The following is a 24264-nucleotide window of genomic DNA, read 5'->3' as shown; positions in this document are numbered from 1 at the left end:
TTGCGGAAGCCCTCCCCGCGCTTACCATCCATGCAACCCCGGAGAGACCGCATGCCCGACACGAACCTGCCCTTCGATCCCACGCGCCTGAAATTCGGCGTGGGCCAGCCGGTCCCCCGCCAGGAGGACCCGAAGCTGCTGCAAGGGCAGGGGCGCTACACGGATGACCTGGCGCTGCCCGGCCAGCTCTACGCCTTCGTGGTCCGCAGCCCCTATGCGCATGCCGCGCTGAACGGCGTGGATGTGACGGCCGCCCGCGCGGCACCCGGCGTGCATGCCGTGATCACGGCGGCCGACCTCGCGGAATATGGCGACATGACCTGCGCCATGCCGCTGAAGAACGCCGATGGAAGCCCGCTGCGCACCACGCGCCGCCCGGCGCTCGCCGGCGACAAACTGCGCTTCGTGGGCGACCCCGTCGCCGTCATCGTCGCCGAGACCAAGGCCCAGGCGAAGGATGCGGGCGAGCTGGTGGAGCTCGATGTGGATGTGCTGGATGCCGTCACCGAGGCCTCCGCCGCCGCCAGCGCGCCACTTCTTTATGATGACATCGCCGAGAACTGCGTGCTGGACTTCGCCTTCGGTGATGCCGCCAAGGTATCGGCCGCCTTCGCCGCCGCCGCGCATGTGCAGAAGCTCTCCATCCGCAACAGCCGCATCGTGGTGGCGGCGATGGAGCCGCGCTCGGCCATCGGCGAATATGCGGATGGCCGCTACGTGCTGCATGTCGGCTGCCAGGGCGTCTTCGGCCTGCGCAACCAGCTGGCCGATGACGTGCTGAAGGTGCCGAAGGATCAGGTGCGCGTGCGCACCGGCAATGTCGGCGGCAGCTTCGGCATGAAGGCCAATGCCTACCCGGAATACCTGCCTTTGCTGCATGCGGCGAAGATCCTGGGCCGCCCGGTGAAATGGACGGATGAGCGCAGCGGCTCCTTCCTCTCCGACCAGCATGGCCGCGACCATGAGGTGGAGGCCGAGCTGGCGCTCGACGCCGAGGGGAAGTTCCTGGCCGTCCGCCTTACCAGCTTCGCGAACATGGGCGCCTATCTCTCGACGGTCGCGCCGCTCATGGGCACGGGCAATTTCGTCAAGAACGTCCAGTCCAACTACACCCTGCCGCTGATCGAGGTCCGCACGCGCTGCATGCTGACCAACACCACCCCCGTCTCGGCCTATCGCGGCGCCGGGCGGCCGGAAGGCAACTACTTCATGGAGCGGCTGATCGAGGAAGCGGCCCAGGCCATGGGCAAATCCTCCATCGCCATCCGCAAGCTGAACCACATCAAGCCCGACCAGTTTCCGTACGCCGCGCCCTCGGGCAGCGTCTATGACGGCGGCGATTTCTCGGCGATCCTGGATGAAGCGCTGAAAGCCTCCGATTACGCCGGCTTCGAGGCTCGCCGCGCGGAGGCCAAGGCGCGCGGCAAGCTGCGCGGCATCGGCATCGGCAATTTCCTTGAATGCACGGCGCCACCGGCCAAGGAGCAGGGCGGCATCCGCTTCGAGAAGGATGGCACCGTCACCATCATCACCGGCACGCTGGACTACGGGCAGGGCCATTGGTCGGCCTTCGCCCAGGTGCTGCACCAGTATCTCGGGGTGCCCTTCGAGAGCGTGCGCCTGCTGCAGGGCGATTCCGACGAACTGGTGGCCGGCGGCGGCACGGGCGGCTCGAAATCCCTGATGGCCTCGGGCGCCGCGATCATCGAGGCCTCGGCTCTCGTGGTCGAGAAGGGCAAGCTCGCCGCCTCCTATGTGCTGGAAAGCGCCGTCGCCGACATCGAGTTCGACGCGGGCCGCTTCACCATCGCGGGCACGGACCGCGGCATCGGCATCGTGGAACTGGCCGCCAAGCTGCGCGAAAGCCACTCGCTGCCGTCCGAGGTGCCGAGCACGCTCGATGTGCAGCATGTCTTCGACCAGGCGCCCATGGCCTATCCCAATGGCTGCCACGTCTGCGAGCTGGAGATCGAGCCGGACACCGGGCATGTGAAGATCGTGAACTATACCTCCGTCAACGATTTCGGCGTGGTCGTGAACCCGCTGCTCGTCGCCGGCCAGGCGCATGGCGGCATCGTCCAGGGCATCGGCCAGATCCTGCACGAACAGGTCGCCTATTCGGAGGACGGCCAGCTGCTGACCGGCACCTTCATGGATTACGGCCTGCCCCGTGCCGATGACCTGCCGAGTTTCTCGCTCCACAGCCACCCGGTGCCCTGCACCACCAACCCGCTCGGCGCCAAGGGCTGCGGCGAAGCGGGCTGCGCAGGCAGCCTGCCCGCCGTGATGAACGCCCTGGTGGACGCACTCCGCCCGCTCGGCGTGAACCACCTCGACATGCCGGTGACGCCCGAGAAGCTCTGGCGCGCGATTCACGCGGCGGGGTAGGGCGTGTCCAGGGGAGAGCGCTGCTCTCCCCAGACCCCTCTCGCCAAGGGCCGAGAGGCCCTTGGAACCCAGGACGGGGCTTGTTGAGGGAGGGGGCGGGAGCGCCCTGCGTCACGCGCGCGCCCTCGAGTCCCCTCCCTCAACAAGCCCAATTCTCGCGGGGGCCAGAGGGTGCCCCTGGCAGGGAGGGGCCGGGAGGGACAGCGTCCCTCCCGGGTCGGCGCACCTATCCCCGCAGCAGGGTCCGTGCGGCCAGGGCTGCGCTGCCGGCCAGTGCGATGGTGATGGCCATGGGCAGGGCGGTGCCGTTGTGCAGGGCGGAGAGGGTGGCGCCGGCCAGCGCCCCCATGCCGAATTGCAGCGTGCCGACGAGGGCGGAGGCGGTGCCGGCCATGTGGGGGAAGGGCGTGATCGTGATGATGGTGCCGAGCGGCAGCGCGATCCCGAGGAGTGAGACGTAGAGGAAGACCATCGCGTATTGCGCGGCGAAGGGGGCGTGCAGCGCGGTGAGTGCCAGGAGGGTGACGCCGCAGGCGGCGATGGCGGCGATCGCGGCGTTGAAGACGCGCTCGCGCCCGAAGCGCGTGGCGAGGCGGGCGGAGACTTGCGACAGCAGGATGAAGCCTGCGGCGGCGCCGCCGAAGAGCCAGCCGTAATGGGCAGGGTGCACGCCGTTCAGCGTGATGAAGACGAAGGGCGAGCCGGCGATATAGGCGAACATGCCCCCGATGGCGAAGCCCGAGGCGAGGGCGGCGCCCATGAAGCGCCGGTCCGTCAGCAGGCCGCCATAGCTGCGCAGCACGGCCAGCAGCGGCGCGCGGCGGCGGCGTTCCTCGGGCAGGGTTTCGTGCAGCATCGTGGCGCAGAGGAGGAGCGCGGCGAGGCCGATCGCCGCCAGCAGCCAGAAGATGGCGCGCCAGCCGAACCAGGCCGCGACATAGCCGCCGATGACCGGGGCGAGGATCGGCGCCACGCCCATGACCAGCATCAGGCGCCCCATGAGGCGCACGGGGTCCAGCCGGTCCGACACGTCGCGCACCACGGCGCGGGAGATGACCATGCCCGCGCAGCCGGCCAGCGCCTGCAGCAGGCGGAGGGCAATGAGCGCCTCCATGCTGGTGGCCAGCGCGCAGGCGATGGAGGCGATCGTATAGACGATGAGCCCGGCGAAGAGCGGTCGCCGCCGGCCAAGCCGGTCGGAGAGTGGGCCGTGCAGGAGCTGCCCCGCCGCCATGCCGATGAAATAGGCGGCGAGCGTGAGCTGCACGCCTTCCACGCCGCCGCCGAGGCTCGCCCCGATCTCGGGGAAGGCCGGCAGATACATGTCGATGGAGAGCGGGCCGAAGGCGGCGAGCAGACCGAGGAGTGCCGCCAATCGGCCCGGGGATGTCATGCGCCGCAGTTTAGATCGGATCGCATGGGGCTGGCATCACCGATTGCGTGAACCTGCCCTGCAAGGGGCTGGCGTCAGCCCGGGGGCGGCAGGAAATCCACCTCGTGCAGGGCGGAAAGGCGGATGACCTCGGCCGGGTCGGGCACGTTGTGGATGGCGCGGAACAGGTCATGCAGCTTGCGGGCAGGCGTGACCCAGAAGAAGGCGCGCGCCGGGGCGCCGCTCTCGTTGAAATAGCCGTGCATGATGCCGCGGGGCATGCGGACCAGGTCGCCGGGTTTCGCGAAGTGGGTCTGGCCGTCGAGGATGAGCTTCCACTCGCCTTCCAGCATCAGGATGTACTCATCCTGCGTCGGGTGGATATGCGGCGGCACGAAGGTGCCGGGCGGCGAGTTGGCGACGAAGGAGAAGCAATCCTCGGTGGACTGCTTGGGGTGATAGACCTGCCCCAGGATGTTCCAGCTGACGTCCTCGAAGCCGGTTCCGGCCCGGGTGATGCCTGCGATTTCGGTCATGTTGCCTTGCTCCCTCGGTGGTGGCGGACGCTTCGATGGCAGTCTGCACCAACGGAAACATGGTGCAAGCGGAAGGGGTGGGCCTGCGCAGCAGGAACAGCCTGGCCAGCACATCGATGCCAACCGGGAATCCGCCCGCAAAGCGGGCGGCGCGACGAGACCGCCCGCGACGGCCAGCGCGTCAGCGGCGGCGCGAAGCCAAGCCGCTGGAGGCGGCGCCCGGCGTCTGAGGGCGATCACACATGCAGATACTGCTCGCGCAGGTGGGGCGCCGCGGCCAGGGCCGCGCTGTCGCCGGTCCAGACGGTGCGGCCACGCTCGATGATCACATGCCGGTCGGCGAGGCGCATCACGGCGCCGAGGTTCTTGTCGATCAGCAGGATCGCCTGGCCCTCGCCCTTCAGGCGCTCCAGCACGGCCCAGATCTCCGCGCGGATGAGGGGGGCCAGGCCCTCGGTCGCCTCATCCAGGATGAGCAGGCGCGGATTGGTCATCAGCGCGCGACCGATGGCGAGCATCTGCTGCTCGCCGCCCGAAAGGTTGCGCCCCGCATTGGCGCGGCGCTCCAGCAGGCGGGGGAAGAGGGCGTAGATGGCGGAGAGATCCCAGCGGCCCGGGCGGGCGGTGGCGATCAGGTTCTCCTCGACGGTGAGCGTGGGAAACACCTGCCGCCCCTCGGGCACCAGGCCGATGCCGCGCCGCGCGATGACGTGGGAGGGCAGGCCCACCAGCTCCGCCTGGTCGAAGGCGATGCGCCCGCCGGTGACGCGTCCGCCGACGGAGCCCAGCAGCCCCATGACGGCCCGCACCGTGGTGGTCTTGCCCATGCCGTTGCGGCCGAGGAGGGTGACGACCTCGCCCGTCTCGACGGCGAGGGACACGTCCTGCAGCGCCTGGCTCTGGCCATAGGCGGCGGCGAGGCTTTCGATGAACAACATCACGCCACCTCGTCTTCGCCGAGATAGGCGTCGCGCACGGCGGGATCGGCGCGGATCACATCGGGCGTGCCATGCGCGATCACGCGCCCCTGCGCGAGGACGGAGATGCGGTCGGCCAGCGCGAAGACGGCGGGCATGTCGTGCTCGATGAGCAGGATGGCGTAGCGTGCGCGCAAGCCGCCCAGGATGCGCATCAGGCGCTCGGCTTCCTCGGCGCCGGTGCCGGCCAGTGGTTCGTCCAGCAGCAGCACGCGGGGCTTCATCGCAAGCGCGATGGCGAGTTCGAGCTGCCGCTTCTCGCCGTGGCTGAGCGCGGCGGCGGGCGTTTCGGCGCGGCGCTCCAGGCCCATTTCGGTGAGCGCGGCCATGGCTTCGTCGTTCAGCGCGCCCTCGCCATTGGCGGGGCGGAAGAAGCGGAAGGAGGAGCCGTGGCGCGCCTGGACCGCCAGCGCCGCGTTTTCGCGGGCGGTGAAGGAGGGGATGATGCTGGTGATCTGGAAGCTGCGCGCAAGGCCCATGCGGGCGCGCTTCGCCATCCGCAGATGCGTGACATCCGTCCCGGCAAAGAGGATCTGGCCGGAATCCGGCGCCAGCGTGCCGCTGACCTGATGGATCAGCGTGGTCTTGCCCGCGCCATTGGGGCCGATCAGCGCGTGGATCTCGCCGCGCTTGAGGTTGAGCGAGACGTCATCCGTCACGGTCAGCCCGCCGAAGCGCTTCCGCAGGTTCCGGAGTTCGAGGAGCACTTCATCCACGGCGCAGCAACCCCGCGATGCCGCCGCGCATGAAGAAGACGCAGAAGATCAGCAGCGGCCCGAAGATCAGCCGCCAATGCTCGGTGAGCTTGGCGAGCCATTCCTCGATCAGCACGAAGGCCAGCGCGCCCATCAGCGCGCCATGCGGCCCGGCGAGCCCGCCCAGGATCACCATGAAAAGCAAATCGCCGCTGCGCTGCCAGGCGAGATAGGCCGGCGCCACGAACTCCGCCGCATTGGCCAGCAGCACGCCCGAGAGCCCGCCGATGGCGCCCGCGATGACATAGGCCGCGAGGCGATAGGGATAGGGCTCGAACCCCACGGCGCGGGCGCGCGTCTCATTGTCGCGCGCGGCCTGGAGCACGCGCCCGAAGCGGCTGTGCAAAAGCGCGCGCACCAGCGCCCAGACGGCGATGAGCAGCCCGAGGCAGGTGAAGTGAAACACGATGCCGCGCTCCAAGGCGCGGGAGCCGAAGACCTCCAGCCGGTTGTAGAGGGTGTAGCCGTCATCCCCGCCGTAAAGCGCGAGGGAGGAGGTGGTGAAGAAGGCCATCTGCCCGAAGGCCAGCGTGATCATGATGAAATGCACGCCGGAGGTGCGGATGGCGATGGCGCCCGTCAGCAGCGCGAACAGCGCGGCTGCGGCGATGCCCACCGGCACCACCATCCAGGCCTCGGTGATGCGGGCGTGGTCCAGCACCACCACGGCATAGGCGCCCACTCCCAGCATGGCGGCGTGGCCCAGGCTCACCAGGCCCCCGCCGCCCACCAGCAGCGAGAGCGAGATGGCCGCCATGCCGAAGATCATGGCCCGGGCCAGCAGCGTGAGCGAATAGCCCTGGCCGAAGCCGATGAAGGGCGCGGCCGCGAGTGCGGCGAAGATCGCGCAGGCGATCAGGACGTCGGGCCGCTTCAACGGCGCACCGGAAAGAGGCCGGCGGGGCGGAAGGCGAGGATCGCCGCCATCACCACATAGATCAGCATGGAGGCCATCGCCGCCCCCGCCTGCCGCGCGGCCGAGGGATCCAGGAAGAGGCGCATCAGGTCGGGCATCATGCTGCGGCCGATGGTCTCGACCAGGCCCACCAGCAGGGCCGCGATGAAGGCGCCCCGCACGGAGCCGATGCCGCCGATCACGATCACCACGAAGGCGAGGATGAGCAGGTTATCGCCCATGCCGGGCTCGACCGAGAGGATGGGCGCCGCCATGGCGCCGGCGAAGCCCGCCAGCATGGCGCCGAAGCCGAAGACCAGCATGAAGAGGCGACGGATATCGACGCCGAGCGCCGAGACCATCGGCGCATTGGTGGCACCGGCCCGCACCAGCATGCCGACGCGCGTTCGCTCGACGAGGAACCAGAGCAGCCCCGCGGTGGCGAGGCCGGCCAGCAGGATGGCGATGCGATAGGTGGGGTAGAGCAGGCCATCCATGATCCGCACGCCGCCGCTGAGCAGTTCCGGCACCGGCATCTGCATGGGCGCCGTGCCGAACACCGCCTTCACGCCCTGGTTGAGGAAGAGGATGACGCCGAAGGTCGCGAGCACCTGGGAGAGGTGGTCACGTTCATAGAGGTGTCGGAAGACGAGGAATTCCAGCAGCAGCCCGAAGGCGAGCGTGGCCGGCAGCGTCAGCAGCAGCCCCCACCAGAAGCTGCCGGTGAGTGCGGCCAGCGTCGCCCCCAGATAGGCGCCCAGCATGTACTGCACGCCATGCGCCAGGTTGATGAAATCCATCACGCCGAACACGAGCGTGAGCCCGGCCGCCACCAGGAACAGCAGGATGCCGAACTGCAACCCGTTCAGCGCCTGCACCAGCAACAGCGTGGTGTTCACAGCCAGACCCCTGCGGGGCCCTCCTGTGGCTTTGCCACAGGAGGATGAGCCGTCATCTCAGGAAAAAGCGCCAATCCGGGGCCCCCGCGAAATTGCGAAGCGATTTCGTGGGGAAAGCTAGATGCGCGCCGGCATGCGGCACTCGCCCGCCCAGGGGTCCACATTGGCCTCGAGCACGCGGCGCACCGTCTCGGTCTGGAACTTGCCATCGGCGCGGCGCGCCACCTGCAGCAGCCAGAAATCCTGCACGGGGTATTGGTTCACGCCGAAGCGGAAGGGCCCGCGCACGCTCTGGAAATCGGCGGCGGCGATGGCGGCGCGCAGGGCGTTCTTGTCCGAGAGATTCCCGCCCACGCGCCGCACGGCGGCGTTCAGCATGTTGGCCGCATCGTAGCTCTGCGCCGCATAGGTCGCGGGCACGTAGTTGAAGGCGGCCTCGAACTCGGAGACGAAGCGGCGGTTCGCCGGGTTGTCCATGTTGGGCGCCCAGCTGGCCGCGCTGTAGAAGCCGAGTGCGGCCTCGCCCTGCGCGGGCAGCGTCGCCTCATCCACCGTGAAGGTCGAGAGGAAGGGGATGTTGGCGAGGCCCGCCTGGCGATACTGCCGCACCAGATTCACGCCGAGCCCGCCCGGCATGAAGGTGAAGATCGCATCCGGCCGCAGCGAGGCGATGCGCGCGAGTTCGGCCGAGAAGTCGAGCTGCGTCAGCGGCACATAGACCTCATCCACCACCGTGCCCTGGAAGCGGGACTTGAAACCCGCCATGGCGTCGCGCCCGGCCTGGTAGTTGGGCGTCATCAGGAAGACGCGACGGTAGCCGGCATCCTGCGCCGCCTGGCCCATCACGCTATGCACCTGGTCATTGTTGTAGGAGGTCGTGAAGAAATACGGGTTGCAGCCGCGGCCGGCGAAGGTGGAAGGCCCGGCATTGGTGGAGATGAGGAAGGTGCCCGCCTCCGTCACCGGCCGGATGATCGCCTGGAGGATGTTGGAGAAGACGACGCCCACGATGAAATCCACGCGGTCCCGCTCCAGGGCCGCGCGCACCTTGGTGACGGCGACATCGGGGCGGAGTTCGTCGTCAATGACGATGGTCTCGACCGGGCGGCCGCCGAGCTGGTTGTTGAGCTGGCGCATGCCGAGCATCCAGCCGTCCCGCAGCTGCGTGCCGAGTGCCGCCTGAGGGCCCGTCTGCACGGCGACGAGGCCGACCTTGATGGGCGCGCCCTGCGCCTGGAGCACGGCGGGGGCGGCGAGCAACCCGGTGCTGGTGGCGAGAAGGGTGCGGCGGCGGAACGCCGGGATCTGGAACGCCATCAGCTGCTCTCCCAATATTTTAAGCTTCAATGATCTCATAAGTGACCGCAGACCTGCCATGCAAGCCTCGCGAATCTCATCGTCAACGGATGCTGCGGGTCCGGCAATGGGTCCAGCACCGTGAAATGGTCAAGCCCGGGCAGGGCCTCGCTCGTACCGCCCCAGAGGGCGGCGAATTGGGCGCTCTGCCGCAGGAATTCGGGGCTCTCGGCGCCGCCGACGACGGCATGGATCGGCCGGCCGGGCGAGGGGAGCAGCGCGGGCGAGAGGGCGCGCGCGCTGGCGGCATCCAGCCCCAAGGCCGTGTTGATGCTGGTGGGGATCAGCGGCTCCAGCCAGAAGAGGCCCGAGATCGGAACGGCGGCGGCCACCACATCGGCCGGCAGGCGCGCCTGCAGGTGGGCGGCGAGATGTCCGCCCGCCGAATGGCCCGACACCACCATGGGGCGCCCAAGCCGCGCATGCAGCGCCAGCGCCGCCGCCTCGGCCTGCGCCGCGATGGTGGCGAGCGGCACCATGGGGCAGAGGTCGTAGGAGGGGCAGGCCACGGCCACGCCCTGCGCGAGAAGCCCCGCCGCGCAATGGCTGACGGCGGAGCGATCCAGCGCCTGCCAATAGCCGCCATGGAAGAACATCGCGACGCCACGGATCTCGGGCGGGAGGAACAGGTCCATCACCTCACGCGCGCCGGGTCCATAGGCGAGCACCTCGGGCGGATGCGCCGCGCGGAAGGCCGCGGAATCCTGGATCCACCCGGCGATGATGGCGGGGTGGCCGGGCACGCGGGCGCGGTTGTTGTATTCGGCTTCGAGGTCCATCGGATGATCATAGGCCGGAAACCGGTTTCCTGGCAGAATGACCCCATGCGGATTTATCTCGCCGGCCCCGAGGTCTTCCTGCCCGACCCCCTCGCGGCGGGCGCGGCGAAGAAGGCCATCTGCGCGAAGCATGGGATGGAGGGCGTGTTCCCGCTGGATGCGCCGGCGCCCATGCCCTCCGGCCCGCCCGACTGGCGCCGCATCCATGCGGCGAATGAGGCGCATATCCAGGGCTGCGATGTGCTGGTGGCGAACCTGACACCCTTCCGCGGCCTCGCCGCCGATCCAGGCACGGTCTTCGAACTCGGCTACATGCGCGGCCTGGGCCGTCCGGTCTTCGGCTACACCCATGTTCCGCATGATTACCGCAGCCGCGTTGCCGGCGCGCGGCATGACGGTGCCGCCTGGCGGGATGAGCATGGCCTGGAGATCGAGGATTTCGGCCTGGCCGAGAACCTGATGCTGGAGGGCGCCATCGCCGCATCCGGCGGCATGCTGCTCCGTGCGGAGGATGGGCTGGGTTGGGCCGACCTCACCTTGTTCGAGGACTGCGTGCGGGCGGTGCGGCGGAAGCTGATGGGTGAATTGTAATCCCGGGCCTGGGTAACCGGGCGCATCGCGGTGGCGAAACCCAGGCAGGCCCCCGATCCGCGGGGGCGGCCGAATGCCGAGGGTTCCCATGCCGCAAGCCCGTCACGCCAAGCTCCTGGTCAATCTGCTGGCCTGGGCCGCCGCGATCTGGATCGCCTATGAACTGCTCTACTACGAGCAGTTCAAGCTGACCGGCCCGACGCTGATCTTCGACCGCCTCTCCGACTGGTCTGGCATTCCGGAAAAGCCCTTCCGCCTCTTCGTGGCGGGCATGGAGATCATGGCCGCCATCCTGGTGCTCATCCCGCGCAGCCAGGGCTTCGGCGGGCTCTTCGCGGCCGGCATCATGGGGGGGGCCATCTTCTTCCATCTCTTCACGCCGCTCGGCGTTGATCCCTATGAGGATGGCGGCAAGCTCTTCAAGGAGGCATGCTTCACCTTCGCCATGGGCCTGCTTCTCGCCTGGCTGCGGCGCGACCAGCTGCTGGCGCTCTTGCCGCGCCGCGCGGCCGTCGCGGCCTGATTGATGCAAGCCGCCATCCCCGCCCGCCCGCCGCGCGACCTGCGCCTCGATGTGCTGCGCGGCTGGATGCAGGTCTCGATCTTCGTCTCCCATGTGGTGGGCACCTGGCTGGCCTGGGGGATTCACGCGGCCTGGGGCCTCTCGGATTCCTCCGAGATGTTCATCCTGCTCTCGGGCATGACGCTGGGTTCGGTCTTCGCGCTCAAGACGGCCAAGGCGGGGCCGTTCGCGGCACAGAAGGACCTGCTGGGCCGCGCGCTGCGCCTCTACCGCACGCATCTGCTCGTGTTCTTCATGTTCGCCGCCATGGTCCTGCTGGCGGAAATCCTCTTCCACGTGCCTGACGCGGTGGAGCGCTTCGGGTGGCATTACCTGGTGGAGAACCCCTTCCGCGCCGTCGGCCTCGCCTTCACCGGCCTGTTCCAGCCCGATTTCATGGGCACGCTGCCGGTCTTCGTCCTGGGCATGCTGCTGCTGGGGCCTTTCCTGATGCTGGTGGCGCGCTGGGGCGCCTGGGCGCTGGTGCCGAGCTTTGCCGTCTATGCCGCGGTCAATCTCGGCTGGGTCGCGACGCCGGGCCTGGGCGATACGCTGATCGCCTTCGACCCTCTGGCCTGGCAGTTCCTTTATCTGCTGGGCGGTTGGCTCGGCTGGCGCGCCCTGCATGGCATGCCGCTGCCGCGCTCGCCCGTGCTGACCGGGCTTTCCGCCGCGGTGGTGGTGCTGGGCTTCGGTGTGCGCCTTGTTCAGCATGATGTCGTGGCGGGGCCGGACTGGGTGATCATGCTCTTCGAGCACAAGGATGTGCTGGCGCCGCCGCGCCTGCTGCACGCGCTGGCCCTGGCGTGGCTGGTGGCCTGCCTGGTGCCGCGCCGGGCGGATTGGATGGAGGGGATGGCGGGCCGCGCGCTGGCCACCATCGGGCGGCACTCGCTGCGCGTCTTCTGCACGGGGCTGTTCCTGGCCTGGATCATCTCCCGCGTGATGGAGGCCGTGCCTGAGCAGGCGCAGCTCATTGGGCTGCTGCTGATCCTGCCGGGCATCGCCGCGCTCTGGACGGTGGGGCTGTTCTCCGAGCGGGCCAAGGCGGGCGCGGTGGCACGGGCCTAGGCGGGGCTTGCCTTCCGGCGCGCGCATTACGACGATGACAGGGAAACCTGCCGGAGATTTCGTGTGACCCGCCTGACCCGACGCACCGCCCTGCTCGGCGCCGCCGCGCTGCCCCTCGCCGCCGTGGCCCAGGAATCGTGGCCGACGCGGGATCTGCGCCTCATTGTGCCCTTCCCGGCCGGCGGCACCACCGATGTCATGGCCCGCCTGCTGGCGCAGGAGATGGGGCAGCGCCTCGGCCGCACGATCATCGTGGAAAACCTCGCCGGCGCGGGCGGCATGGTGGGCGCGCAGCGCTTCGTGCGCGACGGCAATGACCACACGATGTTCCTGAGCCAGATCGCCTCCAACGCCATCGTCCCCGCGCTCCAGCGCAATGCGGGCTACGACCCCGAGCGGGATTTCCGGCCCATCACGCTGCTCGTCACCGTTCCCAATGTCTGGATCGGCAATGCCACGCGCATGGGCACGCGCGACGCGCGCGACTACATGCGCCGCGTCCGCGCCGACCGCCCGGGCCGGCCCTTCGGCAGCGCGGGCAACGGCACCTCCACCCATCTGACGGGTGAGCTGATCAGCCAGCTCGCTGGCCTGCGCATGCAGCACATCCCCTTCCGGGGCGCGGCACCGGCGATGACGGCGCTGATCGCGGGCGACATTGATGTCTTCCTCGACAATTTGCCCACCGCGCTGCCCGCCATCCGCGGCGGGCTGGTCGTGCCGCTCGCCGTCACCTCGGCCGAGCGCCTGCCGGAACTGCCGGACGTGCCCACGGTGAGCGAGCTGGGGGCGGAATTCGGCCTGGCCGGCTTCGAGGCGGTGGCCTGGTTCGGCCTCTCCGCCCACCCGACGATCAGCGACGCGAACCTCGCCCGTCTCGTCGCCGCCGCCGAGGGCGCCATGGCGGACCCCAATCTGCGCCGCCAGCTGGCCGAGCGTGGCACGACGCCGGCCGGCGGCGGGCCGGAGCGCTACGCCGCGCTGATCCGCAGCGAGCGCGAGCGTTGGGCGCGCGTGGTGCGCGAGGGCAATATCCAGGCGGACTGACCCTCGCGCTTCCCTGCGCGGCTGCTTCGCGGCTTTGGTCGTTCGACCAAAGCCTGATCAGGCTCAGGGCGCCCAGCGTGGCTTGCGCTTCTCGCGAAAGGCGGTGAGGCCCTCGCGGCCCTCCGCACCCGCGCGCTGCATCCAGCTCTCATTGGCCAGCGCCGCCATCTGGTGCTCGCTCAGCATGAGGCCGTTGGATTCCAGCAGGCTCGTCTTGGTCACGGCGATGCCGGCGGGCGAGGAGAGCAGCATGGCGCCGATGATCTCCTCCAGCCGCGCCTCGATGGCCTCGGGCGCGTGGACTTCGTGCACCAGACCGATGCGCATCGCCTCCTCCGGCCCGAAGCGCTCGCCCGTGATGGCGTAGCGGCGGGCGTGGCGCAGGCCCATGGCATGGACCATGTGCGTGGAGATCGGCGTGGGGGCGACGCCGACGCGCACCTCCGATATGCCGAAACTCGCTTGCGTCGTGGCCAGCGCCACATCCACGCAGCAGGCGATGCCCGTGCCGCCGCCGAAGCAGGCGCCATGGATCACGGCGAAGCTCGGCTTCGGGAATTCGTTGAGGCGCTGCATGGCGCGCGTCGTCATCATCGAGGCGGCGAAGGCCTGCTCGGGCGGCGCGGCCGCGGCCTGGGTCAGCCAGTTGATGTCCGCACCCGCCTGGAAATGCTTGCCCGCGCCGCGGATGACCACGCCACGCACCGTGGGGTCTTCGGCGAGCTGCGGCAGGCCGTCGATCAGGGCTTCGAGCATCTCGCCATTATAGGCATTGCCCAGCGCGGGGCGGTTCAGCGTGGCGGTCACGATGCCGCGGGCATCGCGGCTCATCAGGACGGGCGGTTCGGTCATCGGCGTCTTCTCCTTGTCGGGCCCGAGCGTCCCGCCGCCGCGCGTCCGGCGCAACCCCATGCGGAATTTGGTTGTCAGGCGGGCCCGCTTCGCGCCACGAATCGGGCTTCCCGCTCTTGGAGGCATCCCCCGATGGCCATCTCCCGCCGTGGCGTCCTCGTCGCCCCCGCCGTGGTCGCGGCCATACCCGCCGCCGCACAGGAAACGCTGGACATGCTGCTGGTGCTGGCGATGGACGCCTCGGGCTCCATCGGCGAGGAGGAGTTCCGCCTGCAGCGCGAGGGCTATGCCGAGGCGCTGACCCACCCGCAGGTGGTGGCCGCCATCCGCAGCAAGCGCCGGGGTGCCATGGGCATCGCCATGATCGAATGGGGCAGCCCCGGCGGCTCCCAGACCATCGTGGACTGGATGCGCGTCAGCGACCTCGCCTCCGCCCAGGCGCTGGCCGATGCCCTGCTGGCCGCCCCGCGCACGCAACAGAGCTACAACGCCATCGGCGACGCCATCCACCACGCGAGCCACCTGCTGCGTGAGGGGCCCTTCACGGCGGATCAGCTCGTCATTGATGTCTCGGGCGATGGGCCGGACATGCGCAGCCACCGCCCCGCGCCCATCGCGCGGGACATCGTGGTGCGGCGGGGCATGGTGGTGAATGCGCTGGCCATCGCGGTCAGCGGGCAGATGACGCGCTCCGGCGAAACGCTGGAGGAGCATTACCGGCGCGACGTGATGGGCGGCCCGGGCGCCTTCGTCATCACCGCCGAGAGCCGGCGGGACCTGACGCGCGCGCTGCGCGCCAAGCTCATCCGTGAGATGGCCTGAGGCGAAAGAAAAGCCCGTCCGGGCCCGCTTCGAACTCCAGCGTGGCGAATGGGTCGAAGGCCAACAGCGCGCCGTGATGCAATTCGGACCAGGCCTGGAGCAGGGCCGGGGGCAGATCGAGGCCACGGAAGAGCGCCGCCGCCGGTTGGTGGATGACATCCCCTTCCAGCCGCGCCGCATCGCCCTGCGCCGCCGCCAGCGCCATCAGCAGGGCGGGGCCGTCCGCGGCTCCCAGGGTGCGGGCCGCGTGGTGCGCGTGCTGCATGGCGGTGAGCCGGGCGGCGAGGCCGAGCAGGGCGCCCGCCTCCGCCGCGCCCCATTGCGCGGCGGCTGCCTGCATCACGCTGCGGACATACTCCATGGCATAGCCGCGCCTGGCCTTGGCCAGGCGGTCGGCCGGCCATGTCGGCGGCAGGGCGGGCGCCTTTGCCGGGTCGAAGCGCGGCATGCGCTCGGCCTGGGTGAAGCGCAGGCGTTCCGGCTCCGTCAGGTCGTGCTCGTGCTCGAGGTAGTAGCCCTCGAGGCCGGGATATCCATCCACCGTCTGGCCCGTGCAGACGAAGCCGAGGCGCGGGCAGTTCAGCGAGACGCCGTTCTGCGCGTGCCAGCCGCGCAGCATCGCCGCATTCACCTCGGGCGGGATGCCGCAGATGGCGGTGCCCTGCCAGATCCAGCGCGGCGGCGGGTAGCGGATCCAGGCCTTCTTCGGGCTTTCCTCGTGGTATTCGACGCCCACGCCACCGATGGCGTTCGACAGGTAATGGTAGCGCGCGGCGGCGATGGCGGGCGGCAGGCCGGTGAGGCCGAGCTTCTCCTGCCCCTCCAGGAAGCGCGCCTGCTGCTGCTGGCGGAAGACGCGGAAGACCAGCTCCGCCGCCTCCGGCGCGCCGCGGCGCGAGACGGCCATGAGGATGATCCCCGTGAACCAGGCGTGATACCAGTCGCCCACCGCCTCCATCGCTTCCGTGCTGGCCGCCATCCCCGTTTCCCCTGTTCTCGCGCGGTGCCAGAATAGCTCGCGAAAGACGGGAGGCCACGCCATGCGCGATTTCGACGAGACCAGCATCACCGACGCCGTGCTGGAGCGCCTCGCTGGCACGCCCGATCCGCGCATGCGCCAGGTGGCGCAGAGCCTCGTTCGCCACCTGCACGCCTTCGTGCGCGACGTGGAGCCGAGCTTCGAGGAATGGCAGACGGCGATCGGCTTCCTCACCCGCACGGGCCAGATGTGCGACGACAAACGGCAGGAGTTCATCCTGCTCTCGGACACGCTGGGCGTCTCCATGCTCGTGGACGCGATCAACCACCGCCTGCCGGAGGGCGCGACGCCCACCACCGTGCTCGGCCCCTTCTATGTCGAGGACGCGCCGGAACTGCCGCTGGGTGCGGAAGTGGCGCAGGCGATGAAGGGCGAGCGGCTGCATGTCTCGGGCCAGGTCACGAGCGCCGGCGGCGGGCCGATCGGGGGTGCCGTCGTGGACATCTGGCATTCGGATGAGGATGGCTTCTACGACGTGCAGCGCCCGGCGGAGGAGAATGCCAGCCTGCGCGCGCGTTTCCGTACGGATGCTGAGGGGCGCTTCCACTTCTGGACGTTGCTGCCGACGTCCTATCCCGTGCCGGATGACGGCCCGGTGGGCGACCTGCTGCGCGCCACCGGCCGCCACCCGATGCGCCCCGCCCATGTGCATTTCATGATCGCGGCGCCCGGGCACGAGACGCTGGTGACGCATGTGTTCGTCGCGGGCGATGAATACCTGGACAGCGACGCCGTCTTTGGCGTGAAGCAGGAGCTGATCGCGGATTTCCCGAAGGCCCCCGAGGGCCATCGTGTGTTGCAGTACGACTTCGCCCTGAAGGCCAAGGCCTGATTTCTGGGGTCTGGGGCCTTTCGGCCCCAGCCGCCGGAGGCCCTCTTTTCTTACCGCACCAGCGCGGTGGACAGCACGGGGAAGATCGCGATGGCGATCAGCGCCAACCCCATCACGGCCACGAAGGGCAGGGCGCCAGCGAAGATCGTCTCGATACCCACCTTGGGGTCGGCCAATGTCGCCTTCACGGTGAAGACCGAGATGCCGAAGGGCGGCGTCAGCAGCCCCATCTCGACCGCGATGATGGTGACGATGCCGAAGTGGATCAGGTCGAACCCCATGGCCTGGGCGATGGGCGCGCCGATCGGCACCATGATGAGCAGGATCGAGGTGCTGTCGAGGATCATGCCCATCAGCAGGATGACGATGACGAAGGCGATCAGGAAGCCATAGGGGCCGAGGCCCAGATGCTCCACGAAGTCGCCGATGGCGTTGGGCACCCCCGCCATCGAGAGCATGCGGGAGTACAGGCCGGCCGCGATCAGCAGGAAGAGGATGGCGGCCGAGACCAGGCCCGTCTCGCGCAGCACGCGCCAGAATTTCGCGGCATCGAGGCGCCGGCGGACAAGGGCGATGATCAGCGCACCGGCGGCGCCCACGGCACCCGCCTCGGTCGGCGTGAAGAAGCCGGTGTAGAGCCCGCCCAGGATGAGCACGACGAGCGAGAAGATGGGCACGGACTTGCCCAGCATCTCGGCCGTGCCCATCACGGGCTCGTCCTTCAGCGCGGGGCTCTCCGTATGGGCCATGATGCGGTGTGGCGCGAAGGTGGCGTAGCACCAGATCATCACGACGAAGCCGATGGCGATGATGACGCCCGGGATCACGCCCGCGATGAACATGGCGCCGATGGAGACCTCGGCCAGCACGCCATAGACGATCATGAGAAGCGAGGGCGGGATCAGCATGCCCAGGATGCTGCTGCCCGCCACCGTGCCGGCGGCGAAGCGCATGGTGTAGCCGTGGCGCACCATCTCCGGCACCGCCACCTTGGTGAAGACGGCGGCGGAGGCGATGGAGACGCCGGTGACGGCGGCGAAGACGGCGTTGGCGCCCACGGTCGCGATGCCGAGGCCGCCCTTCACCCGCCGCAACAGGTTCTGCGCGACGTCGAAAGTGTCCTTGCCGACATCCGAGATGCTGACGAGCAGCCCCATCAGCACGAAGAGCGGGATGGTGGCGAAGAGGTAGTCCTGAATGCCGGAATAGGTCGCGAGTGCGGTGAAGCGAAAGGCCAGATCCGGGTTCTCGCGGATCAGCCAGACGCCGACGGCGCCGGTCGAGATCAGGGTGATGCCGATGGGCAGGCCCACCACGATCAGCGCCACCATCACGCCGATCAGCGTGAAGCCGAGGGTCACGTCATCCATGGCGGGGCAGCATCCGGCGCATTTCGGTGAGGAAGAGGACGAGATAGGCGAGGCAGCCGGCCGCTCCGCCGAGCACGATCAGCGCGCGGAAGGGCCAGGTGGGCACGGTGAAGAGGCCCTGCACGCCGAAGAACTCCCGCAGGTTCAGGGAGTTCCACATGCCCGGCCAGGCGGCCTGGGCCACGAAGAACATCACCGCCGCGCCCATCAGGTAGAACAGCGCCTCCATGGCGCGGCCAAGGCCCGGCGCCCAGCGCAGGATGCGCTCGATCAGGAAGTCGGCCCGGGTCATGCGGCGGTGGTAGATGGTGGAGCCGATCTGCAGGAACACGATGCCCACCACGGAATGCGCCGCGATCTCGGCCACGCCGGTGATGGGGGCGTTGAGGAAGGACCGGCCGATCACATCGGCGCAGATCAGCAGCATCAGGCCGAAGGTCCAGATGGTGCCGATGGCGGCGAGGCCATCCAGGATCATCCGGACCGGGTCGAAGGGTTGCGGGGCGGCGGCGGCGTCGAGCGCCGCCATGTCGATATCGTCAGCCATGGCGGCGCCCTTCGTGGCTTACGCGGTCAGTTCGCGGTCCCAGTCGCGGCCGGGCGTCTGGCCGGCCCCGCGGATCGCCGCGAAATAGGCGGTGAGCACATCGCGCGAGGCGGGGCCGGAGCTGTCCGCCCAGGTGCGGGCCAGGTTGGGCAGGCCGCGGATCCAGCGCGTGCGCTCGGCCTCGGGCAGGGTGGAAATCACGGCGCCCTGGCGCACCATCTCGGCCTCGGCGACGGCGATGCGGGCCGAGACGTCACGGATATGCGCCTGGGTGGTGGCCTTGCCGGCCTCGGTCATGGCGCGGCGGACGGGCTCGGGCCAGCGCTCGAAGCGCTGCCGGTTGGCGGCGATGCCGCCCACATACATGGCGCCCACGTCGCACTTGGTGATGAAGCGCGCGACCTCATGCACGCGGGTCGGCAGGATGCCCACGAAGAAGGAGAGCGCGCCCTCGGACACGCCGGTCTGGATGTCGGTGTAGTAGGTGGTCAGCGCGCCATCCACGGGCGTCGCACCCGTGCCGGTCAGCCAGTTGGCGCTGGTGCCCGGCGCCGAGATCTTGCGGTTGCGCAGATCATCCAGCGTGCGGATCGGGAAGTTGGACCAGATGTGGTAGGTGTCCGTGATGTAGGAGCTGAGGGGCACCATGTTCAGCCCGTTCCAGTTCGCGCGGATCGCGGGCACGCTCGCGTTCATGCCCTCAAAGGCATTGGCGATGACGCCGTGGTCGCCCGTCGCGAAGGGGGTGAAGTAGGTGACGTTCTGGAGCGGCATGGTGCTGCCCTCCCAGAGCGTGCCGACATAGCCGATGTCGGTGATGTTGTCGCGCACCGCCTCCATCGTGTCCTGGAAGCGGTAGAGCGTGCCGCCATAGGATTCGCGCCAGTTGATGCGGTGCGTGTTGCCGTTGTCGCGGAGCTGCTTGTCCACCTCCGGCTGGAAGACGTTCTTCATCATCGCCACCCAGAAATTGGCGACGGGATGGCTGGAGGCGATGGTGACGTTCAGCGCGGTCTGCGCCTTCGCATGGATGGAAAACAGCGGCAGGGCGGAGGCGCCCATGAGCAGGCTGCGGCGAGCGGTGGTCATCCTTGGAACTCCCTTCTGGTCACGCCTTGGCGGCGCTGTGTGGCGGATCTTATGCGATGGCACCGAGCGCGCGAAGGATGCGCTCGGGCGTGAAAGGTTGTTCATGCACGCGGGCGTTCAGCGGGCGCAGCGCGTCATTGATGGCGTTCATGATGGCACCGGGGGCGCCCGCCGTGCCGGCTTCGCCCGCACCCTTGGCGCCGAGCAGGCTTTCCTTCGTCGGCGTCTCGACGTGGCCGACATGCATCTCCGGCATCTCGGCCGACATGGGCACCAGGTAGTCGGCGAGCGTCGTCGTCAGCAGGTTGCCGTCCGCGTCGTACACGCAATGCTCGTAGAGCGCGCCGCCGATACCCTGGACGATGCCGCCGCGGACCTGCTCATCGACCAGCATGGGGTTCACCACGCGGCCGCAATCCTCGACGCACCAGTGTTCCAGGAGCCTCACCATGCCGGTCGCCGGATCCACCTCCACCCAGCTCGCCTGGATGCCGTTGGTGAAGGCGAAGGGATAGTCCTTGGTGATGAAGTGGCGCGTCTGCACCAGTTCGCGCTGCAAATCCTTCGGCAGCGTGTCGCCGCGGAAATAGACGATGCGGCCCAGCTCATGCAGCGTCATCCGCTCCGCACCCGTCGCCTTGTCGGTGACGTGGCCCATAGCGATGTCGAGGCTCTCCGGCGCCGCCTGCAGCATGGCGCCGGCCACCTCCAGGATCTGCTGCTTGAGCGCGATGGCCGATTGCAGCGCGGCCTCGCCGCCGATGCCGGCCCCGCGGCAGGCCCAGGTGCCGCCGCCATAGGGCGTGGTCTGCGTATCGCCCGTGATGATCTTCACGCGGTTCACTGGCACGCCCACGCCGTGGGCCACGATCTGCGCGAGGATGGCCTCCGTGCCCTGGCCCTGTTCGGTCACACCCGAGGAGGCGACGATGGAGCCATCCGGGTCCATCCGCACCGTGCAGCCATCCTGCGCCGAGATGCGCGCACCGCCGATGCCGTACATGAAGGGCGAGGGGTTGGTCAGCTCGATGAAGGCGGCGAAGCCAAGGCCGCGATAGACGCCGCGCTGGCGCGCTTCCTCCTGGTCGGCGCGGATCTCCGCGACCGGCACCATCTCCAGCAGCTTGTCGAGCGAGGCGTGGTGCGACAGCCCCTCGAAGCGCATGCCGGGGGGCGAGGTGTAGGGATAGGCGTCGTCCCGGATCAGGTTCCGCCGCCGGATCTCGATCGGGTCCATGCCCAGCGCCTCGGCGGCCAGGTCCATCAGGCCCTCGGTCACGGCGGTGGCGATGGGGTGGCCGACCGCGCGGTACTGGCAGGTGGGCGCCTTGTTCTGCAGCACCACGGTCGTCGTGCAGCGGTAGTGCTTGAAGTCGTAGGGACCGCCGCAGAGGTTCACCACCTGGTTGCCCTCGATGGCGCTGGTGCGGGGGTACACCGAATAGGGCCCGATGCCGGTCAGGTCATCCACGTCGAAGGCGAGGACCTTGCCCTCGGTATCCACGGCGAGGCGCGCCTTGATCCGGTGGTCGCGCGCATGGATGTCGCTGGCGAAGGCCTCGAAGCGGTCGGCGATGAACTTCACCGGGCGGCCCAGGATGCGGGCCATCGCGGCGACGGCGACCTCATCCGGATAGACATGCACCTTGATGCCGAAGCTGCCGCCGACATCCTTGCAGATGACGCGGACATCGCCCTCCTCCATGCGGAGGTGCTTGGCGAAGACGCCCTGCATCATGTGCGGCGCCTGGGTTGAGTGATGCACGGTCAGCGTGCCGTCGGCGCGGTTGTAGTCGGCGATGATGGAGCGCGGCTCCAGCGTCACGCCGGTGTGACGGCCGGTGACGAAGCGGGCTTCCACCACCTTGTGCGCGGCGGCGAAGGCACCCGCGACATCGCCCGTTTCGGCCGTGCGGGTGAAGACGAGGTTGTCGCCCAGCTCGGGGTGGATGACCACGGCGCCGGGTTCCAGCGCGGTCTCCATGTCGGTCTGCGCGGGCAGGGGCTCGAACTCGACGCGCAGTGCCGCCACGCCATCCTCGGCCGCGGCGCGGCTTTCGGCGACGACGGCGACGATGGGCTCGCCCTGCCAGGTCGCGCGGGTCAGCGGCAGCGGGTGCTGGGGTGCCGACTTCATCCCCTTCAGGTGGTCGAGCGTGGCCACCCAGGGGTCGCAGACTTTTGCGAGGTCAGCGCCGGTAAAGACGCGGATCACGCCGGGCACGGCCTCAGCGGCGCTGGAGTCGATCGCGCCGATGCGGGCATGGGCGTGCGGGCTGCGGAGGAAGGCCGCATGCACCATGCGCGGCAGCACCACGTCATCCGTATAGGTCGCGCGGCCCTGGACGAGCTTGGGCGCGTTCGGGCGCGGAACGGAGCGGCCGATATAGGAATTCGGCAGGTCCTCGCGCGAGAGGCCGATGGAGGCGGGGGTGATCTCGTTCATGCGTTTTCAGCCCGCGCCTTGAGGGTGTCCTCGACGGCGTCCACGATGGCCTGGTAGCCGGTGCAGCGGCAGTAATTGCCCGAGAGATGCTCGCGGATCTCGGCGCGCGTCGGCGTCCCGCCATGCGCCAGGATGTCGGCGGCCGTCATGATCATCCCCGGCGTGCAGAAGCCGCATTGCGCCGCGTTGCGCGCGACGAAATTGGCCTGGAGATCGGCCACCTCGCCACTGTCGGACAGCCCCTCGATGGTGACGACGTCCGCGCCATGCAGCGAAGCGGCCAGCACCAGGCAACCGCGGACGATCTCGCCATCCACCCGCACCGTGCAGGCGCCGCAGACGCCGTGCTCGCAGCCCGCATGGCTGCCGGTGAGGCCGAGGTCGAGGCGAAGGAAGTCGATCAGGTGGCGGCGCGGCTCGACATGGCGGGTCACGCGCTCGCCATTGACGGTGAGCGTAATCGGGGTCACGCGGCGATCTCCGAGGGGTTCAGGATGCCGTTGAGGACGCGGCCCGTCAGCACGCGGGCCAGATGGCGCTTCATCTCGGACGGGCCGTGCAGATCCTGCGGCGGGTCGAGATCCTCGCCCAAGGCGGCCTGGGCGGTGGCGATGCTGGCGGCGTCCAGCGCGCGACCCTCCAGCGCGGCACAGGCGCGGGCGGCCAGCACCGGCCCCGTGCCGACGCCGAAATAGACGAGGCGCGGCGCCACCACGCGCCCGCCCTCCAGGCGCAGCGCGGCGGCGAGGCCCGCCATGGCATAGTCGCCCGAACGGCGCGCGACCTCCTGGATGGCGCTCTGGCGCTCGGCCAGCGGGATTTCCACGGCGGCGATGATCTCGCCGGGGTTCAGCGCCGTCTGGAGCAGGTCGGTGAAGAAGTCGCGCGCGGGGATGCGGCGCTCGCCGGCGGCCGAGGCCGTCACCACCACCGCATCCAGCGCCACGATGCAGGCGGGCAGTTCCGCCGCCGGGTCGGCATAGGCGAGGCTGCCGCCGATGGTGCCGCGATTGCGGATGGCGGGATGGGCGATCAACGGCACGGCGTCGGTCAGCAGCGGCGCGTGTTGCGCCACCAGCGCATCGCGCCCGAGCTCGGCATGGCGGGTCAGCGCGCCGATCCTGAGCGCGCCGCCGGTGATGCTGATGCCGCGCAGCTCCGGGATGCGCGTGATGTCCACCAGCATGCCGGGTTCGGAGAGGCGGAAGGCGAGGGTGGCGAGCAGCGTCTGCCCGCCCGCGATGATCTGCGCCGCTGCGCCGTGCTGCGCGAGCACCGACCAGAGGTCGGGCAGGCTCGCGGCGCGGACATAGCCCATGGCCGGCCACTTCATGAACGAATTCCCCTGAATGGTCTTGTTGATCGAATGATCACTGACCCCCCTTTCCTGTCAAGCCGTCCCGGTTTCAGATGTGGACGTGCAGTGGAGGGGAGCTTGGAAGGGAGCGTGATCCGCCGCCGGCTGGAGCCGGCGGCCCGGCGCGAGGAGATCATCCGCGCCGCCACCGCCTATTTCGCCGAGGTCGGATTCGGCGGGCCGACCCGCGACCTGGCGCGGCGGGCGGGCGTGACCCAGGCGCTGCTCTACAAGTATTTTGCGAGCAAGGCCGAGCTGCGCGAGGCGGTGTTCGAGCGCGTCTATCTCGGCCGCATCGCGCCGCATTGGCTGGACGAGCTGCGCGACCGCGCGGTACCGATCCGCGCGCGCCTCTGCCGCTTCTACGCGCAATACACGCGCGCCATCTTCACCTATGAGTGGATGCGGATCTTCATGTGGGCCGGCCTCGACGGCGACGCGCTGAACCGCCGATACCTCGAGCATGTGAGCGCCTTGCTGCTGGCGCCGATGCGTGAGGAAATCACGGCCGCGGCGGAAGGCCGCTGGGCGCCGGGGATGGAGGATCTGTGGAACCTCCATGGCGGCATCGTCTATCTCGGCATCCGGCGGCACATCTACCATCTGCCGGTGCCGGAGGATGTGACGCCGGTGATCGAGGCGTCGGTGGACCGCTTCCTGGGGCCGCTTGGCGCATGATCCG

The 24264-nt window shown here is 69.3% G+C and carries 24 protein-coding genes; 8 read left to right on the top strand and 16 right to left on the bottom strand.

Going from position 1 to position 24264, the window contains the following annotated elements; genetic code table 11:
• The first annotated feature begins 51 nt into the window (after positions 1 to 51).
• Complete coding sequence (locus ACQ860_RS06230; protein WP_431302549.1) at positions 52 to 2388, top strand: xanthine dehydrogenase family protein molybdopterin-binding subunit; 2337 nt, start codon at positions 52 to 54, stop codon at positions 2386 to 2388.
• 226 nt (positions 2389 to 2614) lie between these two features.
• Here the strand turns inward: ACQ860_RS06230 and ACQ860_RS06225 are convergent, their stop codons facing one another.
• From ACQ860_RS06225 to ACQ860_RS06190, 8 genes are all read right to left on the bottom strand, one after another.
• A complete protein-coding gene (locus ACQ860_RS06225) occupies positions 2615 to 3781 on the bottom strand; it encodes a Bcr/CflA family multidrug efflux MFS transporter (RefSeq protein ID WP_431302548.1) in 1167 nt (388 codons plus the stop codon).
• Positions 3782 to 3855: 74 nt separating this feature from the next.
• Positions 3856 to 4296 (bottom strand): cupin domain-containing protein, encoded by a 441-nt coding sequence (locus tag ACQ860_RS06220; protein ID WP_431302547.1) that lies wholly within the window; start codon positions 4294 to 4296, stop codon positions 3856 to 3858.
• 236 nt (positions 4297 to 4532) lie between these two features.
• Positions 4533 to 5234 carry an ABC transporter ATP-binding protein gene (locus tag ACQ860_RS06215; protein ID WP_431302546.1) on the bottom strand — a complete coding sequence of 234 codons (702 nt, stop codon included), beginning with the start codon at positions 5232 to 5234 and terminating at the stop codon, positions 4533 to 4535.
• Positions 5234 to 5989, bottom strand: coding sequence for an ABC transporter ATP-binding protein (locus ACQ860_RS06210; RefSeq protein WP_431302545.1), 756 nt, complete (start codon positions 5987 to 5989; stop codon positions 5234 to 5236). The genes ACQ860_RS06215 and ACQ860_RS06210 overlap by 1 nt, the downstream gene beginning before the upstream one ends.
• Positions 5982 to 6905: a branched-chain amino acid ABC transporter permease gene (locus ACQ860_RS06205; protein ID WP_431302544.1), complete on the bottom strand. Its 924-nt coding sequence runs from the start codon at positions 6903 to 6905 to the stop codon at positions 5982 to 5984. The genes ACQ860_RS06210 and ACQ860_RS06205 overlap by 8 nt, the downstream gene beginning before the upstream one ends.
• On the bottom strand, positions 6902 to 7822 hold the full coding sequence (locus ACQ860_RS06200; RefSeq protein ID WP_431302543.1) for a branched-chain amino acid ABC transporter permease: 921 nt from the start codon (positions 7820 to 7822) through the stop codon (positions 6902 to 6904). The genes ACQ860_RS06205 and ACQ860_RS06200 overlap by 4 nt, the downstream gene beginning before the upstream one ends.
• Before the next feature lie 117 nt (positions 7823 to 7939).
• Positions 7940 to 9139, bottom strand: coding sequence for an ABC transporter substrate-binding protein (locus tag ACQ860_RS06195; RefSeq protein WP_431302542.1), 1200 nt, complete (start codon positions 9137 to 9139; stop codon positions 7940 to 7942).
• A 35-nt stretch (positions 9140 to 9174) separates the two neighbouring features.
• On the bottom strand, positions 9175 to 9957 hold the full coding sequence (locus ACQ860_RS06190) for an alpha/beta hydrolase (RefSeq protein ID WP_431302541.1): 783 nt from the start codon (positions 9955 to 9957) through the stop codon (positions 9175 to 9177).
• Between the two features lie 45 nt (positions 9958 to 10002).
• Here ACQ860_RS06190 and ACQ860_RS06185 point away from each other — a divergent pair, with 45 nt between their 5' ends.
• The 4 genes from ACQ860_RS06185 (at position 10003) to ACQ860_RS06170 (ending at position 13228) form a co-directional block, all read left to right on the top strand.
• The gene (locus tag ACQ860_RS06185) at positions 10003 to 10548 is read left to right on the top strand and encodes a nucleoside 2-deoxyribosyltransferase (protein ID WP_431302540.1); all 546 of its coding nucleotides are present in this window, start codon (positions 10003 to 10005) and stop codon (positions 10546 to 10548) included.
• 88 nt (positions 10549 to 10636) lie between these two features.
• Positions 10637 to 11071, top strand: a complete 435-nt coding sequence (locus ACQ860_RS06180; protein WP_431302539.1) for a hypothetical protein — start codon at positions 10637 to 10639, stop codon at positions 11069 to 11071.
• 3 nt (positions 11072 to 11074) lie between these two features.
• The gene (gene opgC, locus ACQ860_RS06175; RefSeq protein WP_431302538.1) at positions 11075 to 12181 is read left to right on the top strand and encodes an OpgC domain-containing protein; all 1107 of its coding nucleotides are present in this window, start codon (positions 11075 to 11077) and stop codon (positions 12179 to 12181) included.
• A gap of 63 nt (positions 12182 to 12244) precedes the next feature.
• A complete protein-coding gene (locus ACQ860_RS06170; RefSeq protein WP_431302537.1) occupies positions 12245 to 13228 on the top strand; it encodes a Bug family tripartite tricarboxylate transporter substrate binding protein in 984 nt (327 codons plus the stop codon).
• A gap of 63 nt (positions 13229 to 13291) precedes the next feature.
• On the opposite strand, the gene ACQ860_RS06165 is transcribed toward ACQ860_RS06170, so the two are convergent.
• Positions 13292 to 14080 carry an enoyl-CoA hydratase-related protein gene (locus ACQ860_RS06165; RefSeq protein WP_431302536.1) on the bottom strand — a complete coding sequence of 263 codons (789 nt, stop codon included), beginning with the start codon at positions 14078 to 14080 and terminating at the stop codon, positions 13292 to 13294.
• Positions 14081 to 14212: 132 nt separating this feature from the next.
• Between ACQ860_RS06165 and ACQ860_RS06160 the strand changes: the two genes are divergently transcribed.
• The gene (locus ACQ860_RS06160) at positions 14213 to 14902 is read left to right on the top strand and encodes a DUF1194 domain-containing protein (RefSeq protein ID WP_431302535.1); all 690 of its coding nucleotides are present in this window, start codon (positions 14213 to 14215) and stop codon (positions 14900 to 14902) included.
• On the opposite strand, the gene ACQ860_RS06155 is transcribed toward ACQ860_RS06160, so the two are convergent.
• A complete protein-coding gene (locus ACQ860_RS06155; RefSeq protein WP_431302534.1) occupies positions 14883 to 15881 on the bottom strand; it encodes a hypothetical protein in 999 nt (332 codons plus the stop codon). The genes ACQ860_RS06160 and ACQ860_RS06155 overlap by 20 nt on opposite strands.
• A 61-nt stretch (positions 15882 to 15942) precedes the next feature.
• Between ACQ860_RS06155 and ACQ860_RS06150 the strand changes: the two genes are divergently transcribed.
• Positions 15943 to 16773 (top strand): intradiol ring-cleavage dioxygenase, encoded by an 831-nt coding sequence (locus ACQ860_RS06150; protein WP_431302533.1) that lies wholly within the window; start codon positions 15943 to 15945, stop codon positions 16771 to 16773.
• 50 nt (positions 16774 to 16823) lie between these two features.
• Here the strand turns inward: ACQ860_RS06150 and ACQ860_RS06145 are convergent, their stop codons facing one another.
• Genes ACQ860_RS06145 through ACQ860_RS06120 form a run of 6 tightly spaced genes read right to left on the bottom strand, consistent with a single transcriptional unit; the run spans position 16824 to position 23558 of the window.
• Positions 16824 to 18143, bottom strand: coding sequence for a TRAP transporter large permease (locus ACQ860_RS06145; protein ID WP_431302532.1), 1320 nt, complete (start codon positions 18141 to 18143; stop codon positions 16824 to 16826).
• Positions 18136 to 18690 carry a TRAP transporter small permease subunit gene (locus tag ACQ860_RS06140; RefSeq protein ID WP_431302531.1) on the bottom strand — a complete coding sequence of 185 codons (555 nt, stop codon included), beginning with the start codon at positions 18688 to 18690 and terminating at the stop codon, positions 18136 to 18138. The genes ACQ860_RS06145 and ACQ860_RS06140 overlap by 8 nt, the downstream gene beginning before the upstream one ends.
• 18 nt (positions 18691 to 18708) lie before the next feature.
• Positions 18709 to 19779: a C4-dicarboxylate TRAP transporter substrate-binding protein gene (locus ACQ860_RS06135; RefSeq protein ID WP_431302530.1), complete on the bottom strand. Its 1071-nt coding sequence runs from the start codon at positions 19777 to 19779 to the stop codon at positions 18709 to 18711.
• A 49-nt stretch (positions 19780 to 19828) separates the two neighbouring features.
• The gene (locus ACQ860_RS06130; protein ID WP_431302529.1) at positions 19829 to 22225 is read right to left on the bottom strand and encodes a xanthine dehydrogenase family protein molybdopterin-binding subunit; all 2397 of its coding nucleotides are present in this window, start codon (positions 22223 to 22225) and stop codon (positions 19829 to 19831) included.
• Positions 22222 to 22695, bottom strand: coding sequence for a (2Fe-2S)-binding protein (locus tag ACQ860_RS06125; protein ID WP_431302528.1), 474 nt, complete (start codon positions 22693 to 22695; stop codon positions 22222 to 22224). The genes ACQ860_RS06130 and ACQ860_RS06125 overlap by 4 nt, the downstream gene beginning before the upstream one ends.
• A complete protein-coding gene (locus ACQ860_RS06120) occupies positions 22692 to 23558 on the bottom strand; it encodes an FAD binding domain-containing protein (protein WP_431302527.1) in 867 nt (288 codons plus the stop codon). Before ACQ860_RS06120 ends, ACQ860_RS06125 begins: the two co-directional genes overlap by 4 nt.
• Before the next feature lie 114 nt (positions 23559 to 23672).
• On the opposite strand from ACQ860_RS06120, the gene ACQ860_RS06115 reads away from it, so the two are divergent.
• Entirely contained in the window at positions 23673 to 24260 is a 588-nt protein-coding gene (locus ACQ860_RS06115; protein WP_431302526.1) for a TetR/AcrR family transcriptional regulator, read from the top strand.
• The last annotated feature ends 4 nt before the right edge of the window (positions 24261 to 24264 follow it).

Origin of the sequence: Sediminicoccus sp. BL-A-41-H5 (genome assembly GCF_050632405.1) — a bacterium.
Classification (GTDB): Bacteria; Pseudomonadota; Alphaproteobacteria; order Acetobacterales; family Acetobacteraceae; genus Roseococcus.
This window is presented reverse-complemented; position numbering and strand designations above follow the sequence as displayed.

What these genes read in the sequence shown, in the direction of transcription:
- ACQ860_RS06230 (WP_431302549.1), top strand. Translation starts at nt 52, where the DNA reads ATGCCCGACACGAACCTGCCCTTCGATCCCACGCGCCTGAAATTCGGC.
- ACQ860_RS06225 (WP_431302548.1), bottom strand. Translation starts at nt 3,781, where the DNA reads ATGACATCCCCGGGCCGATTGGCGGCACTCCTCGGTCTGCTCGCCGCC.
- ACQ860_RS06220 (WP_431302547.1), bottom strand. Translation starts at nt 4,296, where the DNA reads ATGACCGAAATCGCAGGCATCACCCGGGCCGGAACCGGCTTCGAGGAC.
- ACQ860_RS06215 (WP_431302546.1), bottom strand. Translation starts at nt 5,234, where the DNA reads ATGTTGTTCATCGAAAGCCTCGCCGCCGCCTATGGCCAGAGCCAGGCG.
- ACQ860_RS06195 (WP_431302542.1), bottom strand. Translation starts at nt 9,139, where the DNA reads ATGGCGTTCCAGATCCCGGCGTTCCGCCGCCGCACCCTTCTCGCCACC.
- ACQ860_RS06190 (WP_431302541.1), bottom strand. Translation starts at nt 9,957, where the DNA reads ATGGACCTCGAAGCCGAATACAACAACCGCGCCCGCGTGCCCGGCCAC.
- ACQ860_RS06185 (WP_431302540.1), top strand. Translation starts at nt 10,003, where the DNA reads ATGCGGATTTATCTCGCCGGCCCCGAGGTCTTCCTGCCCGACCCCCTC.
- ACQ860_RS06180 (WP_431302539.1), top strand. Translation starts at nt 10,637, where the DNA reads ATGCCGCAAGCCCGTCACGCCAAGCTCCTGGTCAATCTGCTGGCCTGG.
- opgC (WP_431302538.1), top strand. Translation starts at nt 11,075, where the DNA reads ATGCAAGCCGCCATCCCCGCCCGCCCGCCGCGCGACCTGCGCCTCGAT.
- ACQ860_RS06165 (WP_431302536.1), bottom strand. Translation starts at nt 14,080, where the DNA reads ATGACCGAACCGCCCGTCCTGATGAGCCGCGATGCCCGCGGCATCGTG.
- ACQ860_RS06160 (WP_431302535.1), top strand. Translation starts at nt 14,213, where the DNA reads ATGGCCATCTCCCGCCGTGGCGTCCTCGTCGCCCCCGCCGTGGTCGCG.
- ACQ860_RS06155 (WP_431302534.1), bottom strand. Translation starts at nt 15,881, where the DNA reads ATGGCGGCCAGCACGGAAGCGATGGAGGCGGTGGGCGACTGGTATCAC.
- ACQ860_RS06150 (WP_431302533.1), top strand. Translation starts at nt 15,943, where the DNA reads ATGCGCGATTTCGACGAGACCAGCATCACCGACGCCGTGCTGGAGCGC.
- ACQ860_RS06145 (WP_431302532.1), bottom strand. Translation starts at nt 18,143, where the DNA reads ATGGATGACGTGACCCTCGGCTTCACGCTGATCGGCGTGATGGTGGCG.
- ACQ860_RS06140 (WP_431302531.1), bottom strand. Translation starts at nt 18,690, where the DNA reads ATGGCTGACGATATCGACATGGCGGCGCTCGACGCCGCCGCCGCCCCG.
- ACQ860_RS06135 (WP_431302530.1), bottom strand. Translation starts at nt 19,779, where the DNA reads ATGACCACCGCTCGCCGCAGCCTGCTCATGGGCGCCTCCGCCCTGCCG.
- ACQ860_RS06130 (WP_431302529.1), bottom strand. Translation starts at nt 22,225, where the DNA reads ATGAACGAGATCACCCCCGCCTCCATCGGCCTCTCGCGCGAGGACCTG.
- ACQ860_RS06120 (WP_431302527.1), bottom strand. Translation starts at nt 23,558, where the DNA reads ATGAAGTGGCCGGCCATGGGCTATGTCCGCGCCGCGAGCCTGCCCGAC.